The organism is Sphingobacterium puteale (genome assembly GCF_003627955.1).
GTDB classification, from domain to species: Bacteria; Bacteroidota; Bacteroidia; order Sphingobacteriales; family Sphingobacteriaceae; genus Sphingobacterium; species Sphingobacterium puteale.
Window position 1 is genome coordinate 109,517 of the sequence record NZ_RBWS01000007.1, and the last position, 16,124, is coordinate 125,640.

At 40.0% G+C, this 16,124-nt stretch carries 11 protein-coding genes; 4 read left to right on the top strand and 7 right to left on the bottom strand.

Going from position 1 to position 16,124, the window contains the following annotated elements; translation table 11 throughout:
* Positions 1-12: 12 nt before the first annotated feature.
* Together D7322_RS09715 and D7322_RS09720 are read right to left on the bottom strand one after the other, a co-directional pair.
* Positions 13-750, bottom strand: a complete 738-nt coding sequence (locus tag D7322_RS09715; RefSeq protein ID WP_245971304.1) for a nucleotidyltransferase family protein — start codon at positions 748-750, stop codon at positions 13-15.
* A 197-nt stretch (positions 751-947) separates the two neighbouring features.
* Positions 948-2,276, bottom strand: coding sequence for an inositol-3-phosphate synthase (locus tag D7322_RS09720; RefSeq protein ID WP_108633174.1), 1,329 nt, complete (start codon positions 2,274-2,276; stop codon positions 948-950).
* Between the two features lie 555 nt (positions 2,277-2,831).
* Between D7322_RS09720 and D7322_RS09725 the strand changes: the two genes are divergently transcribed.
* Positions 2,832-4,691: a CocE/NonD family hydrolase gene (locus D7322_RS09725; protein WP_121123674.1), complete on the top strand. Its 1,860-nt coding sequence runs from the start codon at positions 2,832-2,834 to the stop codon at positions 4,689-4,691.
* 116 nt (positions 4,692-4,807) lie between these two features.
* On the opposite strand, the gene D7322_RS09730 is transcribed toward D7322_RS09725, so the two are convergent.
* The gene (locus tag D7322_RS09730) at positions 4,808-5,683 is read right to left on the bottom strand and encodes an MFS transporter (RefSeq protein ID WP_121123676.1); all 876 of its coding nucleotides are present in this window, start codon (positions 5,681-5,683) and stop codon (positions 4,808-4,810) included.
* A gap of 23 nt (positions 5,684-5,706) precedes the next feature.
* Here D7322_RS09730 and D7322_RS09735 point away from each other — a divergent pair, with 23 nt between their 5' ends.
* Positions 5,707-6,237: a helix-turn-helix domain-containing protein gene (locus D7322_RS09735; protein WP_121123678.1), complete on the top strand. Its 531-nt coding sequence runs from the start codon at positions 5,707-5,709 to the stop codon at positions 6,235-6,237.
* An 862-nt stretch (positions 6,238-7,099) separates the two neighbouring features.
* Positions 7,100-8,413 (top strand): NYN domain-containing protein, encoded by a 1,314-nt coding sequence (locus D7322_RS09740; RefSeq protein WP_121123680.1) that lies wholly within the window; start codon positions 7,100-7,102, stop codon positions 8,411-8,413.
* 775 nt (positions 8,414-9,188) lie between these two features.
* Here D7322_RS09740 and D7322_RS09750 read toward each other — a convergent pair.
* Positions 9,189-9,854: a DUF2625 domain-containing protein gene (locus D7322_RS09750; protein WP_121123684.1), complete on the bottom strand. Its 666-nt coding sequence runs from the start codon at positions 9,852-9,854 to the stop codon at positions 9,189-9,191.
* 222 nt (positions 9,855-10,076) lie between these two features.
* Between D7322_RS09750 and D7322_RS09755 the strand changes: the two genes are divergently transcribed.
* Positions 10,077-10,613: a YfiT family bacillithiol transferase gene (locus tag D7322_RS09755; RefSeq protein WP_121123686.1), complete on the top strand. Its 537-nt coding sequence runs from the start codon at positions 10,077-10,079 to the stop codon at positions 10,611-10,613.
* A gap of 66 nt (positions 10,614-10,679) precedes the next feature.
* Here D7322_RS09755 and D7322_RS09760 read toward each other — a convergent pair whose 3' ends face one another.
* Genes D7322_RS09760 through D7322_RS09770 form a run of 3 tightly spaced genes read right to left on the bottom strand, consistent with a single transcriptional unit; the run spans position 10,680 to position 15,979 of the window.
* Positions 10,680-10,910 carry a hypothetical protein gene (locus tag D7322_RS09760; protein ID WP_121123688.1) on the bottom strand — a complete coding sequence of 77 codons (231 nt, stop codon included), beginning with the start codon at positions 10,908-10,910 and terminating at the stop codon, positions 10,680-10,682.
* A gap of 8 nt (positions 10,911-10,918) precedes the next feature.
* Positions 10,919-13,492, bottom strand: coding sequence for an SEL1-like repeat protein (locus tag D7322_RS09765; RefSeq protein ID WP_121123691.1), 2,574 nt, complete (start codon positions 13,490-13,492; stop codon positions 10,919-10,921).
* A gap of 9 nt (positions 13,493-13,501) precedes the next feature.
* Positions 13,502-15,979: an SEL1-like repeat protein gene (locus D7322_RS09770; protein ID WP_121123693.1), complete on the bottom strand. Its 2,478-nt coding sequence runs from the start codon at positions 15,977-15,979 to the stop codon at positions 13,502-13,504.
* Positions 15,980-16,124 lie beyond the last annotated feature (145 nt).

Below are 16,124 nucleotides of genomic sequence, written 5' to 3' on the forward strand. Positions count from 1 at the left end.
TCGCTCATTTTATTAACTAACTTCCTCACTCAAAAACCGTTCCGCTACAATGCGATCCTTTAAGTGATCGATATCCACCACCTTCTCGAATACAAAAGCTTCAACGTTCAAATCGTTTTCTAAAAGCGCACGTTGAAAATTACGCATTCTGGAATTTCCAGCAGCGACAGAGCGGAGTGCACAGTCCATCGCAGCCTTGCGAAAGCAATAAATCCCTCCCGAAACAAATTTTGTCCCGGCCGTAGCCTTGTCCAAAAATGCTTCTACATTTAATTCATCGTCTGTATTCACATAAAGTGGGCTCTCGTCATCCACAAATGGTGTCACAGCCATAAAGGCGTCTGCATCTGACTGACGGAAAGCAGTAAGGTATTCATGAAATTCGTGGGGTTTAAAAACAGTATCTGTAGTCGTCAGACAGCAGGAAGTCCAAGCAGGATTGCTTTTGACCAACAAAGCAAAACTATGCAAAGAACTTGGGGTGTCCTCCTCGATCAGGATGATAGGTAGTTCAAATGCTGTATGTGTTAAAAACGTCTTCAATTCAGGTGATTGTCTATTGATAATAACATGCACTTGCTGTGCACCTTCTTTAGCAAAAACGCGAATCAATCGTTCAATCAATGGAACTCCATGTAAGGGTAGCAAGGGCTTAGGTAAATTGAACCCTTCTTTTCGCAATCGAGATCCTTCTCCCGCCGCAATAATAGCAAATTCCATTCCTTCTAATTGCAAAATAAAATCATTCATTAAAAAAGTAAAACCCCTGTCACCATACTAGCGTTTGCAAACGCAAAAGTTTACAGCGGGTTATTGACGGGTAATTATTTGATAGCCTCCCTATCCTATTTTTTAATAGTGCAAATCTGCAGGCCACGATATAATTATCCCGAAGAAAAAGGGGAAGAATCACCCGAAGTAATTGTTCCCCTTTTTATAAAGGTAATCTATTGAATACTATCTACCAACTCTTGGTAATAATCCAATCCCAAGTGAGTAATCAAGTCCTCGCCCATAATATGACGCAAGGTATTTTGTAATTTCATCAATTGTTTGAAGATATCATGCTCAGGAGGTAAACCCGGTGCCGTTTGTGGTGATTTCAAATAGAAAGACAACCATTCCTGGATACCTGACATACCAGCACGTTGTGCCAAATCAATAAACAATGCCAAATCCAAAGCAACTGGAGCAGCCAAAATTGAATCTCGGCACAAGAAGTTGATCTTGATTTGCATTTTGTAACCCAACCAGCCAAAGATATCGATGTTGTCCCAAGACTCTTTGTTGTCTCCGTGAGGAGGATAATAATTGATCCGTACCTTGTGGTATAAATCACCGTATAATTCGGGGTTCTTTTTCGCATCTAGAATTTCTTCCAATACGGATAATTTAGAAACTTCTTTTGTTTTGAAGTTTTCTGGATCATCCAATACCAAGCCATCGCGGTTACCCAAGATATTTGTAGAGAACCATCCTTCTACCCCAAGTGCTCTTGCCTGAAGACCCGGAGCAACAATTGTTTTCATCAATGTTTGACCTGTTTTGAAGTCTTTTCCAGCAATTGCAACGCCATGTTCATGAGCTAATTCTACAATAGCAGGAACATCACACGTTAAGTTAGGGGCACCGTTAACATAAGGAGCGCCTTCTTTTATAGCTGCATAACAATAGATCATACTCGGTGGAATACGTTGATCATCATTATCCAAAGCTTCTTCTAATTTTGCAATTGTTGAGAAGGCTTCATTTGTCTCAATATAGCGTTCAGTAGAACCACACCATACCAATACGACACGGTCTAAGCCGTTTTTTTCTTTAAATTCACGGATATCACGTTGCACAGCATCAGCCAGCTCACGACGTGTCTTTTCCGTTTTAATGTGCGTACCGTCTAAATTCTTCACAAAATTGCGATCAAAGACAGCTTTCATCGGTTGAATTGCTTCCAATTCAGCTTTTACGGCATCAAGTTGACCTTGTTCCAATACCTGTGCTTTTGAAGCTGCCTCATAGACGTTATCCTCATAAACATCCCAACCACCAAAAACTACATCTTCCAACTTTGCCAAAGGGACGAAATCCTTTATTAATGGATTTCTATTCTCCGTGCGCTTACCTAAACGGATTCTGCTCAATTGCGAAACAGATCCTATCGGTTTTGAAAAACCCTTGTTTATAGATGCCACACCAGCGATCAATGTTGTAGCCACAGCACCCAATCCCGGAATAAGAATACCCAATTTGCCATTGGCATCTTTCACTTGTTGTCCCATATTAATTCTATATACTTAATTTGTTATTTAATTGATGTTTTATGATAAAATAATTCTTAAAATTAGCTTAAAAAAACATATTTCATACCCATTGTCACTTTATTTATAAAATCGTGACAATTGCTTTTTCAAGGCCTATCCGAATACAAAAGAACGAAGATAAAATACAATTCCGACCGAAGTCGGGATCACTCATCTCATTGAAATTTAAGCCATTTGAACATACCTTGAAAAATAAAATATAATCATAACTAATTTTACTCAATATATTAACATTAAAAAACTAATCCAAATACAATTCAAAAAAAGTTATTCTTTCTAAAAAATTGGTCAATTTTTCTTTTTCCAATCCGCATAAATATGACAATAAAATTGGAAAATGATTTCGGGAGCGTTACCTTTAGACTTAAATTGATGAAACCATCGTGAGCTCAAATCAGCTAACAAAACCGAAAATATTCGCTCATGATAGCTACATTCTCATTAAGAAAACAAACCGAGTGTAAAGAATCCATGTAAAACATGATAAATCGACATTCCTAAATCATTATTTAAATGAAAACTACAATTTCGTTTCTGGCTTTAACACTTGTTACGGTAAGCCAGCTACATGCGCAGACGACCACAGATTCCGCTTATGTCAGAGATCATTATGAAAAAACCGAAGTAAAGGTTCCGATGAGAGATGGTAAGAAATTGTTTACTGTGATCTACAGCCCCAAAGACAAATCCAAAAAATACCCTGTTTTATTGAATCGAACACCCTACACGGTAGGCCCTTATGGCCAAAACGAATACAAAAAAAATTTAGGCAACTTCCCTGCAATGATGCGGGACGGTTATATCTTCGTCTATCAGGATGTGCGTGGAAAATGGATGAGTGAAGGCGATTTTGAAGACATTCGCCCCACAAACCTCAGTAAGGATAAAAAAGCGATTGATGAAAGCACGGACACTTATGACGCTTTGGAATGGTTACAGAAAAATCTGAAGAATTACAGTGGCAAAGCGGGGCTTTATGGTATCTCTTATCCGGGATTTTATTCTACGGTCGGACTGATCAAAACGCATCCGAGCCTCAAAGCTGTTTCACCACAGGCTCCGGTAACCGATTGGTTTATCGGTGATGATTTCCATCACAATGGTGTTCTATTCTTGCAGGATGCTTTCACATTTATGTCGACCTTTGGCGTTCCCCGCCCTAAACCAATTACACCAGATCAATTTAACAGTAAGATTCAGATCAATGAATTAGATAAATACAATTTTTTCCTTGAAGCCGGAACCGCCAGAGAACTCAAAGAAAAATATTTTGGTGATTCTGTCCAATTCTGGAATAACCTCTTTAAGCATCCGAATTACGATGACTTCTGGAAAACCCGTGTCGTCACCAATTATCTACAGGACGTGAAACCGGCGGTTATGGTTGTTGGCGGCTTTTTCGATGCCGAAGATGCTTACGGAACATTTAAAACCTATCAATCCATTGAAGAAAAGAGCAAAAAAAACAATTCAATTCTGGTTGCAGGCCCCTGGTATCATGGTGGCTGGGTACGCGCAACAGGAGATTACTTAGGTGACATCCAATTTGAGAAAAAAACAAGCGTCACCTACCAGGAAAAATTTGAACAACCATTTTTCAGCCATCATTTAAAACAAGAAGGCAGCTTCTCTCCAGCCGAGGCCAATATCTTTATTTCCGGAAGCAATGAATGGAAGCAATTTGAACAATGGCCACCTAAGAATGTCGAAACAAAAAAGCTTTATTTTCAACCACAGGGTAAACTTGATTTTGAGAAAGTCCAACGCACAGATTCATGGGATGAATATGTAACAGATCCCAACAAACCAGTTCCACACCAAGGCGGATTAATCCAGAACCGTACCCGCGAGTATATGGTCGATGATCAGCGTTTTGCAGCCAGTCGTCCAGATGTCATGGTCTATCAGACAGCACCATTGACGGAAGACATCACGATTGTTGGACCGATCAAGAATTTTCTAAAAGTAGCATCAACAGGTACTGATGCAGATTATGTTGTTAAACTCATCGATGTATATCCCAACGATGCGCCGAGTTTTGATGGAAAACCAATGGCGGGATACCAGATGATGGTCAGAGGAGAGATCATGGCGGGGAAATATCGAAATGGCTTCGACAAACCGCAACCATTGACACCGGGCATGGTGGAAAAAGTAGACTTCGTTATGCCTGATGTTGCCCATACCTTTAAAAAAGGACATCGTATCATGGTTCAAGTGCAAAACTCATGGTTCCCATTGGCTGAACGAAATCCACAAGTATTTATGGAGCCCTATACAGCGACCAAAGCCGATTTCCGTAAAGCGACACAACGCATTTTTCATGATGTCAACAATGCGACCTATATCGAATTTGATATCCTAAAAGATTAAGAGTAACTGATCACTGGATACCTGATAACGAAAATCAACCAGTAGCAAAACACATGCGACCCGGTATTCTTAAATATCGGGTCGCATGTGTTTTGTGAGGCACTGTTTTTACTGTTTTAAGATTCTTCGACGAATTTGTTTTCCGCTGCTTTTATCCCTGTAATCAACAGGAGGATAATGCTGCCGGCAAGACAATAAAAAGAGTAATTCCAGGAGGGGTCAACCTCGTGCAATTTTCCAAAAATTGGTGGACCAAATGCTGCTATCAGATAACCGACCGACTGTGCCATTCCCGAAATTTTAATTGCATTTGCCTTGGTTTTTGCCCTTAAACTAAAAAAGAGAATAGAAAGGCTAAAAGACATACCATTGGAAAGTCCGAGCAATACGGCCGCAACATAAATACCCTCAAGCTTAAATAGAAAAAAGATCAGTATACTGCCCAACATGCCAGCCGCAACAGCAACAGCCATTAACCGCTGATCTTTCATCCTGTGTGCAATAATAGGTCCGAAAAACATAATGGGAATCATCGCAATCTGAATCAGAAATAATAACCAGCCAGTATCTTTAGCCGCCATTCCATAGTCGACCAATACCTTAGGTAACCAAGAAATCAGGCTATAATAAACCAATGATTGAATACCCATAAATATACTGATATACCAAGCCAATCTGGATCTAAAAATATGCCCAATACCGCTCTTCGATTGTTGCTTCTGGCCTGGAGCGGCATCTTTCGGTCCAGCGAATTGATCAAAAAAGACAGCGATAATTGTGAGTATCGCCAATACGCCCCACAGCCCTAAAGAACCCTGCCATCCCAATCCTGTCCATTCCCCAATACGTAGACTAAAGCCCGATGCAAACGCCGCGGTCAAATTCATTGCTACAGCAAAAATTCCCGTCATCAGTCCGATATGATGGGGAAAATTGGTTTTAATATAACCCGGTGCCACCACATTACCCACACATATTCCTAATCCGATCATAACATTCGGAAAGCATCAAATTGATGATCCTTTTTTTCGATATCGAACAAGACGAACCATTTTTCGAAAACGTTCAGATATTTGCAGCTCCGAAAGTACTACAGGAAATGATCCGCTATGCTGAAAAGTGGTCAAAATTAACGGAAGAAAATGAAAACGAAAAAATCTTCCTGCGCGCGCTTCTCAACGAGCTTCCTGCATTCGGAGCGCGATTATTACATTTGGAAATTACGCTGCCCAACGAAAATAGACTGCAGACAGTTTTAAGTCACTTGCATGACCACTATACCCATCCCATCAAAATGGAAGATATTGCCTTGTTATCCAATCTCTCCTTACGGACCATAGAGCGCCTCTTTAAAAAAGAGACCGGAATGACACTAGTCAAGTACCAACAATTGCTTCGGATCATTAAAAGCCTTGAACTTTTAAGTATGGGCGAACTGACAATCTCTCAAATCGCATATAAAGTGGGGTATCAAAGCATACAAGCATTCACCAATAGCTTTTATACCGTTATGGGCTATCGCCCATCTGCATTTATTCAGCGTTGATCACCGGTTTCACTATCTCAGCAGTGCGTCTTGTACCATTTTAATTTCATCTTCTCTTTTTTCAAACTTCAGAGACCATGATCTGCTCCATTGCAGAACCGTCCTTACCATATCTGGTAAAGAATAATACCTGATGGATATCAACTTGTATAATAACAGTGTAATTACAGAGTATTTACAGGGGGTTTACAGGGGTATAACAGGGGTAAATCCCTTTTATAGCCTTGTTAATATGGTCTAAATATAATGTTATTTCGTTTTTAAATACGATTTTGGTTTTATCTTGATATAAAGTTGGACACAAATCATCAACAACCATTATCAAATTTATAAATAGTGATTTCAGATTAAAAAGCGGAAACGATGGTCAATTTTGCCTTAAGATCATATACCGGAATAGCGGATATAGCGAATCTCACATGATCATTATCTTTGAAATAAGTTTAGCAAACGGAGTTTGTAGTTTTTTAGCCACAAAAATAATCGCTCAGAAAAAATAATTTAAACAATACTTGCATAAGTGTGAAAAACACACTATCTTTGTATCATCATAATTTAGGTTTATAATTGGTTATTTAAGGTTTTCATTCTCCCCGTTTGAAAACCTTTTTTTTGTGCCTACGCTTCATATTAAGCGCTATTTTATCTTCCACTTCCGATGCCCCTGTTATAATATTATTCATAAAACAAGGTAGGAAATATTCCAAAATAATGTCCCTCAGCAAATCATCCCTCAAATTAAATTTTCAAAAAATTCAATAATTCTTCAACAATAACGTATTTTTAACCGTATGTTCAAAAAATAGGAAAATCCTATTGGTGGCGTACACCTAATATTACATCGAAATATAATTAAACATATATGGCAGAACATGGGGATTTACAAATCGCAATATTAATCGATGCGGATAATGTTTCTTATCGAAAGATCGAAGAAATTCTGAACGAAGTCAAACGCTACGGTATACCTACGATCAAACGGATCTATGGTGACTGGACAAATCCCTATGTTGAAAAATGGAAGGATAAGCTCCTCACCCATGCAATCACGCCTATCCAACAATACAGTTACACTCAGGGCAAAAACTCCACGGACTCGGCACTCATTATTGATGCAATGGACATCCTGCATTCCGATAGGGTTGATGGATTCTGTATTGTATCAAGTGATAGTGACTTTACTAGGCTGGCGACACGGTTAAGAGAATCCGGCAAATTGGTGATCGGTATCGGAGAGAAAAAAACGCCGAAACCTTTCATCGCTTCTTGCGACAAATTTATTTATGTTGAAATCTTTGAAAAGAATCCAAAGAAGGAACCCAACACAAAGAAAAAACAGCAAAATCAACCCAAACCTGTACCTGCAGACAATCCAACCAGTATAGCTGTGCTTGATGAAGAGACGCTGGAATTATTAAAAGACACTGTTGATGACACCGCAGATGAAAATGGCTGGGCATTTTTAGGGGAAATTGGCAGTCTTTTCAATAAAAGAAAACCAGATTTTGATGCGCGAAACTATGGTTACGATAAAATGTCCCACCTTTTTAAAGCGTACAAAGAAGATTTTGAAATCGAAGAACGCAATACGGACAAATCGCGTATAAAACATTATTATATTCGAAATATTATCAAGCGACCTCTATCAGCCGTCAACACTTCGTCAGTAACAGAAGATAAAAAAGAGGCTTCGGCTAACGATGTAAATACATCCGAGGTTTCCAAAAAGCCAACGAATCAAAACACACAGAAAAAAGGCCGACAAGATAAAAAACGTTCGGATCAATCCCCTGAAAATCGGCCAAAAGAAGTAGTACCTGCGCCCGCTCAACAAGCGAATGAGCAAAAAACAGCGGAAACGATCTTCCAGAGCGACTCTATGAATACCATGTTGTTTCCAGCAAAAGGAAATAAGATTACTGCCGATGATGCAAAAAAGGCGCAAATCCGAATTACAAAAGATTTTAAACCCTTATTTCCTACAAAATCACAGAAGCTCCGGATCGTTATCGATTCCAACGAGTATGAATGTAACTTCACTTTCCGTGGACGCGGATTCCATGTCCTTAAACTAGGAAAAGAAGCAGCAACACAACTTGGACTCGCAGAAGGAATTCAACTGGAAATAACGAAACTCAACGAGCATACCTATGCGCTCCAAAATCAACCTAGCTAGGATCACTTTTTATTGAGCAAAAAAGACATGATTGCTGATCGAAGAAAAGATAATTGTTCGGTCAGCGATCAATATAGATTCTCCTCCCCCTCTCGCTCGCTGTTAAAATTCACTGAAAACAGCTAGAATATCCTTTCTATTTCCAGTTATATTTGTAACTATCCGAGGGCTCCAATTTTGTTTGGGAGATAATCTTCGGTCTAAAAAGAATCCTTTACGAACTAGATGGTTGGTCTGATTGCCGACATGTAAATCTTCGATGATGAAAATGAGTCTATATCTTGTAATAACAATGTTTTTATCTATTCTCCTGTTGCTAGCCTGTGATCCTGTACGGACGATCCAGATTGAAGCAAAGAAAAAGGATACACATATTTTATTATACCTGAAATCAACTGGCAGCAAGCACATCGGAATTTCTTCGAAAACAAATCCCATTGAGATATCCCTCTATACGAATCCGCAATTCAGGCAGCATTTTTCAATTGGAAGATGGAATGAAACCTCGATTAAATACTTATTGATCAATCAAATTGATTCGATAATCGTTCTAAACAGACAGCAAAAACAAGCTTATACAACACCGATGTGTATTCAGCAATATTTAATATCTAAACGAAAGACGTTTTCAAAACATGTAATCCAGATAAAGTAATCTGTTTATCTTCAATAAAATTGTCCATCTTGCGCATGGGTAAGCTGGATCGCTAATAAATTTCCAACTAAACCAGCGTTTCGAAAACGGTGACCATCGAACCTCCTAACTGCTGAAAAGCTATCTTCCGCCAGCAAATTCCATTGTAAAATGGTAGTTTTCATCGATCGGAACAACTTTTCTATCAACTTTCCGGAAATCGCGGGCCTGTTCCGTCCACAAAAAAGGATAAAATGAAAATACTTGATTGCCATTCAATTTTTGCACATCATCGGCCCAATTCTTCCATTTAAATGTTTCATAAAATTGACGGATGTCCCCCCTCAGTGTCCAATAAATAAAATCAGAATAGCCACACTCTAAGCTTTCCCATTGCAAACTGTCCTGCGCAAAATAATAGACCTGTCCTATCCCTTCGCCCAAAGCGCCGGCATTAATCGCAAAATAGCCCCCCAAAACATCATCGGCAATTAGCAAAAAACCACCTTTCTCCCCTTCTTTGTCAAAACTCTTTCCTTTGTTCCACTCCATGATACCTCGGTTCAATTTAACTGAACCCGAGCCCAATATCCGTAGCCACCCACCGTCAATGAGTATTCCTCCGGTTTGATGAATAATGGCGCCCATAGGTGATTTTGTAGTAATCTGAGCTCTCAGCAGCTCCTCATCTGCACGTTTTGGATTCCTGGGCAGTACCTCATAAGGATTGCTAGCTCCCTTCATCCATTCTTCGACCAGACTCCATCCTGAATCTGTCGGATTAATCAACTCATTTAAACTCTTCATTCCTTGCACTCTATGTCCAAAAAAAACGTACCTTCCCTATTTCCCTAACGCATCGATTATAGAAAAAAATAAAGTGATGCATCTCGAATTGCCGAAATTACCATAATTCTTCCTGTCATCCAAATCACATAAGTACGTTTGTTAGAGCCAAAAAAATGATCTTACCGTTACTTAACACATAAAACATATGAACCTTCAAGCAATTTTCGTTAAATTTAAACCATGCAACATGAATTAGAAAAACTTCGATATCCCATAGGCCGCTTTGCCGTACCAGATCAGATTAACAAACAATTATTGAGCGATTGGATAAAAACAATTGCAGACTTCCCGACCCGCCTAAAATCCGAAGTCAGTGACCTACCGGATAGTGCACTGGAAAAACGATATCGCCCAGATGGCTGGACGATCAGACAAGTGGTGCATCATTGCGCGGATAGTCATATGAATAGTTTTGTCCGTTTTAAGTTAGCCCTGACAGAAGATGACCCGACCATAAAACTATACGAAGAAAACCTGTGGGCAGAACTTCCAGATGCAAAATACAATCCAATTGAAAGCTCTCTTAGATTGCTAGAAGGCTTACACCAACGTTGGGAAATCCTGCTCAAGAGTCTGAGTGACGAGCAACTTGAACGAGCCTTTATTCATCCGGTTACCAAACGCTATATTTCCCTTAAAGTAAATATAGGTCTCTATGCCTGGCATTGTAATCACCATTTGATGCATATCGTCAACGCAAAAAATAGATCGGTCTAACGATAAAGTCTTATTTTCAGGTAGCTGCCAAAAAAGTCAATGCGCCCCCTTGTGAATTGCGTATTCTTAGGCCATCAGCGACAGCGCGATAATAAATGCACCAAAGGCTCCCAAAGCAAGGCCTACGATACCTGCGATCAAAAATGTCCGCAGGTAATAGCCAGACGTTTTGGTCTTTTTCTGGATGATATGGATAATCCCCACTATCATGGAATAACCTAAACCTAAGCCGAAAAACAGCATAAAGGCTAGGTCGATCAGCATGCCTGTGAAATCTAAATTCGCAGAAGATAACATCGTACAGGTTATTTTTTCTTTTTAAACAGTTTACTGAAAAAGGATGAACTACAATTTCCTGTAGGTTCGTCCTTTGCTTCTACTCCCCCACTTTTCTCGCCCGCCCAAATCAACAATTCGGGTTCAATATCCAACTTGTGTTGTCGGGCAAAGTTCGACCAGTAGGCATGTTTTTCCTGATCCATAAAGTTGGGATCATTTTTATAATAACCCAATAAGCTTTCTGTAGCAGACTCATAGACACTATAACGATTTGCCCGCTCAAAATAATGAATGGCTTTTTTACTGTCCTTTTTAAATTTTAACCCCGCGTCATACATCAAACCATAATAAATATTGGAATAGCTATCTGCTTTATCTCTCTTCAGATAAACGAGTAGGCGGTCATAGTCATTTAAACTATAATAAATCGAAGCAATATTGCGATTATTTTCAACCAGTTTCAACTCCGCTTTTTTATAGTAATCCAATGCTTTTTCGAGATCTTCCTCTACATAGGTCCCACTAAAATAGAAATAACCTAAGTTGGATAACGCATAGCCATTCCCAAGGTCAGCCCCTTTGTTATAGGCCTCAAAAGCTTTTTTTAGATCCGATGTATAGCCTATTCCATGCTGGTATAGATAACCGATGCTATTCCAAGAAGACGCATACCCCTTTTTGGCGGACCGCTCATAGTATGCAATTCCTTTTTTCAGGTCCAGAAAACGTGTGTCTTCATTATCGGTATCCGTATAGATATTACCGAGCTCATACATACTGCTTTCATTGTCCTGATCAGCTGAAAATGTAAAGTAACGGATGGCATTTTCGATGTCTCCATTTCTCCAGCAATCCATGGCCATGTGAAACAATGTATAGCTATCATAAGCGGATTCAAAATCTACACCCCGATCCGATTTCCACTGGGTGAAAAAATGGTCAAAAACCTCAAGTTCCTTTCCTTCCAGCTTGTCCAGTGCCTGGATATAATATCCATACTGATCTTGGGGCACCTCTTCCAATCCCTCATATCCTTTATTGAACAGTTTGCCGTCGCGCAACATCATTAGATCTTGATAATGCCGTACACTACCACAGATGAAATCGAAGGATTCACTCAGTTCTTTGCTATCAGTATCGTAGTAATAATACCCGCCCACCTGATCTTGCAGGATAAAATAGTCCATCAGCGCATAGCTGATTGTGGCATAATGTGCTGACAATGGAATCAGCCAGCTTCTAGTCTCCGTGTGATAGATTCCTCTTTCCGATTCGGTTTCGATGATATAACAATTATAGGCACCATTACCAAAATCTGCACCTCCCCGTATAGATTTAATCGTCAGATCTTGCAGCAGAAAACCTTTGCTAGCGAGGTCATACAGAAAATATTTACCTTCCGAAAGATAATATAATGCACTGAGCCCGTTCAAGGCATTTAGCACAGCCACATCTTTTACCAAAAGGGAGCCGTCTGCTGCATGGACTGATTTCTTTTTTTTATTATTTAAATTGACTGCGTAAAAATCAAACAACAATTCGTTCAAAACCCCTTCTGGATACTCGCCCAATAGAACACCATGATTGGAATAATATTTACGTAGTTTGCTATTCGCTATCGGTTGATAAATAAAGCCCTCGTAGTCTATTTCAAAAGGCTCATCAGAACCTGTCTTATGCAAGCCCTTACCTTCGGCATCGATAATGTCATATTTTCCGTCCCGCTGACCCTGGTAGAATCCATAAGCAAAATCGTCCAAAACCTCATAGTTCAAGGGAATAATTGTAGCGCCCGTTTCCACGTCCACTAAGCCATGCTTGCCCGCTAAACTCACTTTTCCTACAATCCTGCCACGGCCACTCTGTACAGGCGCTGCAGCGTCGTAAATACAGGGAATAGCCTCTTCGCCCTTTCTATTTAAATAGCCAAACAAACCTTCTTTCTCAACAACGGCAAAGCCATTGTAATCAAAGTCTCCGATCTCGTCATAACGGGGTTCAACTTTCACCTCACCCTTTGCATTCCGGATTCCCCAACATCCCTTTTCTTCAAAAAACTGATTATCAAGACTATCAATCGCTTCCGTATTCCACCAGCCCAGTCCATAGTTGCTCCACTCAGCTTCTAGCATCGCTAAAAAAGAATCATAGCCTGAGCGGCTCAAAATAGGATAAAGCGCTGATAACGACTGCTTCTCTATTGCTTTTTCGTAATACAGGTTCTTCTCATGAATTTCAAATGCAAAATCCTTTGCTTGTTGGCTATGTTTAACCTCAGACATATTAAAAACATCACGCGCATTGATCTGGAAGCATTCAAATGGAAGTCCATGCAGAAAATCGAACATTTTTTCGATGGTCAACAGGACTGCGGCATTGGATATCAAGTTGTATTCCTGAATAAGCAGATCGTAGAATTTCCGTAATTTTAAAACACCCGACTCTTTTTCAGCATATACCAAGGTACCTTTCGCTTTTGGATTTGCGGCAAACAAGGGCAGCAACAGATCTGGAATGACATAGTTCCATTCACCCAAATAAGCATGGAAATACTCCTGATCTTTTTTATCTGTGTTATAAATATAAATTCGATGTGCCATATTCTTTTTTTATTCTTCAATATCAACGTCATTGTTTTTAGCAAAATCCAACCAAAAACTGTATTTAGCGGCATCTGCAAACGTTCCATTTTTATAGTAATACAAGAGACGATTGACGGCATAAGCATAGGTAGCGTTTTCGTTTGCCTGTTCGTAGTAACGCAGCGCCTTTACCATACTCTGTTTCACACCCCAGCCTTCTTCATACAAAATCCCATAATAAATTGCAGCATACTGCCCCGCTTTATCCTTTTTCAGATAACGTAAAAGATTAGCGTAATCTTTCTGTTGATAATAAATTTCAGCTATCTGTGCATCGTTGTCGATGCCTTCTTTTTCAGCCTGCTTAAAATAATGCAAGGCTTGCCCATAGTCCTGTTCAAGATGCTCTCCTTCATAATACCAGTTACCAAGATTACTCATGGCCTGCCCTTCCCCAAGTGCTGCTGCTTTTTGGTATGCTGCTAAGGCTTGGGGAATATCAGGCGGCAGGCCGAGTCCTGTAGCGTAGATAAAGCCTAAATTAGTCCAAGCTTGCGCATGGTCCTGCGCCACAGCCTTTTCGTAGAATCCAATTGCCTTGGGAATATCGAGAAAGTCTGGCTGATCTGTATCACTATGGATATTTCCAAGTAGGTATTGACAGTCGGCGCTACCTCGGGAAGCTCCGATTGTCAACAAAGGTATAGCTTCGGCTATCTTACCGGCCCAATTTAATTTCCGCGCTTTTTCATATAGCGTCTCGTTATCGAGATAAGATTCGTAGCCCGCTCCCTTCCGTTTTGTCCATGCGTGATAAAATTGTACAAAATAATTCTGGTCGGTTCCTTGCAAATTATATTTTTCGGAATACAAACGGCCAAATGCTGTTTCAGGAAATTCAGCTATATTTCTTTTTTGATCTACATAAAACAGCCTTTCTCCTTTAAATAAGAGCAAGAATTCACCTTCGCTTCGTTCCGGATGTGGATCATGTATCGGCGCACTGACATAATCGTAAAGTTCGCTACAGAAATTCACTTTTGTATCAAAATACCGCATGCCTTCGGGCTGCTGAATGCGCATAAAGTCCATATAGCAGTATTCGATTTTTAGATAAGCCGGATTCGGTTCGAGCAGCCATTGATCCAGGTAAGCTTCATATATCCCCTGCCCTTTGGCACAGGCAACAACGAAGACATCATTTCGGAAGTTTTTGATGCTATCTACCAAGACCTTATGAATGGACCGATCGACTAGGCGGAATAGGTCATGCGCGAGTGAATAAATCTGCCATTGTTTATTTTTAAGGTAAGCGATACTCCTATAATCATCCAGAACGATGATCCGATCAATCTCTTCATCCAGCACAGTACCATCGGGCTTGATAACTGAAATCTTCCGCTGCAACTTATTGGGTTTGATCCAAAAGTAAGCACTGGGAAGAGCCTGTAGGCTATCTTCCAGAAAACTGCCTAAATAGTGGCCATCCATACGAAAGTATTTCCGCTTCAGGCTACCTTTTTGCCGCTTATAAAAAAGCTTACTGTAATCGTATCCAAAAGGTTCATCCGCCGATTCAGCAATAACCTGTGTTCCATCAGCAGCAAAAAGAAAATAGTCATCGCCTTGCTTTGCGTTCAAAAAACCGCGGGCTAACCAGTCCAATTTATCATAAGCAGCGGGTAAGGAAAGTTGTTTACTTTCAATATGCAATACACCACGCTTACCGTCGATTTCAACTTCGGCATAGTTAACGCCATCAATGACCTGTGCATCAAAAGCATCAACATAGTGACAGGGAATAATTTCTTCTCCCCGCTCGTTGATATAACCAAATAGATGATCCAGTTCAACCACAGCAATCCCGGCTTCGTTAAACTCAAATATTTCATCATATTTTGCAACAGCCAGGATATTCCCAAGTCTGTCTTTCAAACCCTGTTTTCCATTTTCTTCAAAGACTTCGCCCCCCTCTTTCTGAAAAGCATGTTCTTCCCAAAGGCCCAAGCCATAGTTGATCCAATCTGTCTCGAGCATTTCCAGGAAAGTATCGTAGCCAGACAATCGCAAGATCTTCTGTAAAGGATCCAAACTTTGTTGCTCAAACGCCTGTGTATATGCTGCTCCCGTCGTCCTGATCTCATCGACCCAGTCACTCGCCTGTTCCGTAGGTTTTTCCACATTCATGGTGAAGACATCCCGTGCATCGATCTGAAAAGCATCGAACGGTAAACTTTCCAAAAACTCAAACATCTTATTGACAGGTTCCGTATATTTCCTTTTGTAATGCAATTGATAAACATCGGCAAGCAGCGTATAAAAATAGCGCAGCCTTGCAATACCATCTTCCCTATTGGCATAAAGCTGTGTACCCCTGGCATGGATACCCGAAGAAAATAGCGGGAGCATCAGGGCTGGTATTTCATAATTCCATTCGGCCAGATGTGCTTCAAATGTTTCTTTTGTTTTAGAGTTTACATTATATATATAAATACGATGCGCCATAATCTGATTGCTCGATAGTCTTAAAATAGATTGTGCTTACCGCAATATGATGAAAACGGTAAGCCCTGTACCTAAAGCAGTAAAAATACAGCTATGATTAAATATTCTGCTTAGCGGAAAATAGGGATTTTTCAAATAATTACGG

Coding starts and splice junctions, on each gene's coding strand:
- D7322_RS09735 (WP_121123678.1), top strand. CDS start 5,707: ATGATCCTTTTTTTCGATATCGAACAAGACGAACCATTTTTCGAAAAC.
- D7322_RS09755 (WP_121123686.1), top strand. CDS start 10,077: ATGCAACATGAATTAGAAAAACTTCGATATCCCATAGGCCGCTTTGCC.
- D7322_RS09760 (WP_121123688.1), bottom strand. CDS start 10,910: ATGTTATCTTCTGCGAATTTAGATTTCACAGGCATGCTGATCGACCTA.
- D7322_RS09765 (WP_121123691.1), bottom strand. CDS start 13,492: ATGGCACATCGAATTTATATTTATAACACAGATAAAAAAGATCAGGAG.
- D7322_RS09740 (WP_121123680.1), top strand. CDS start 7,100: ATGGCAGAACATGGGGATTTACAAATCGCAATATTAATCGATGCGGAT.
- D7322_RS09720 (WP_108633174.1), bottom strand. CDS start 2,276: ATGGGACAACAAGTGAAAGATGCCAATGGCAAATTGGGTATTCTTATT.
- D7322_RS09725 (WP_121123674.1), top strand. CDS start 2,832: ATGAAAACTACAATTTCGTTTCTGGCTTTAACACTTGTTACGGTAAGC.
- D7322_RS09715 (WP_245971304.1), bottom strand. CDS start 750: ATGAATGATTTTATTTTGCAATTAGAAGGAATGGAATTTGCTATTATT.
- D7322_RS09770 (WP_121123693.1), bottom strand. CDS start 15,979: ATGGCGCATCGTATTTATATATATAATGTAAACTCTAAAACAAAAGAA.
- D7322_RS09730 (WP_121123676.1), bottom strand. CDS start 5,683: ATGATCGGATTAGGAATATGTGTGGGTAATGTGGTGGCACCGGGTTAT.
- D7322_RS09750 (WP_121123684.1), bottom strand. CDS start 9,854: ATGAAGAGTTTAAATGAGTTGATTAATCCGACAGATTCAGGATGGAGT.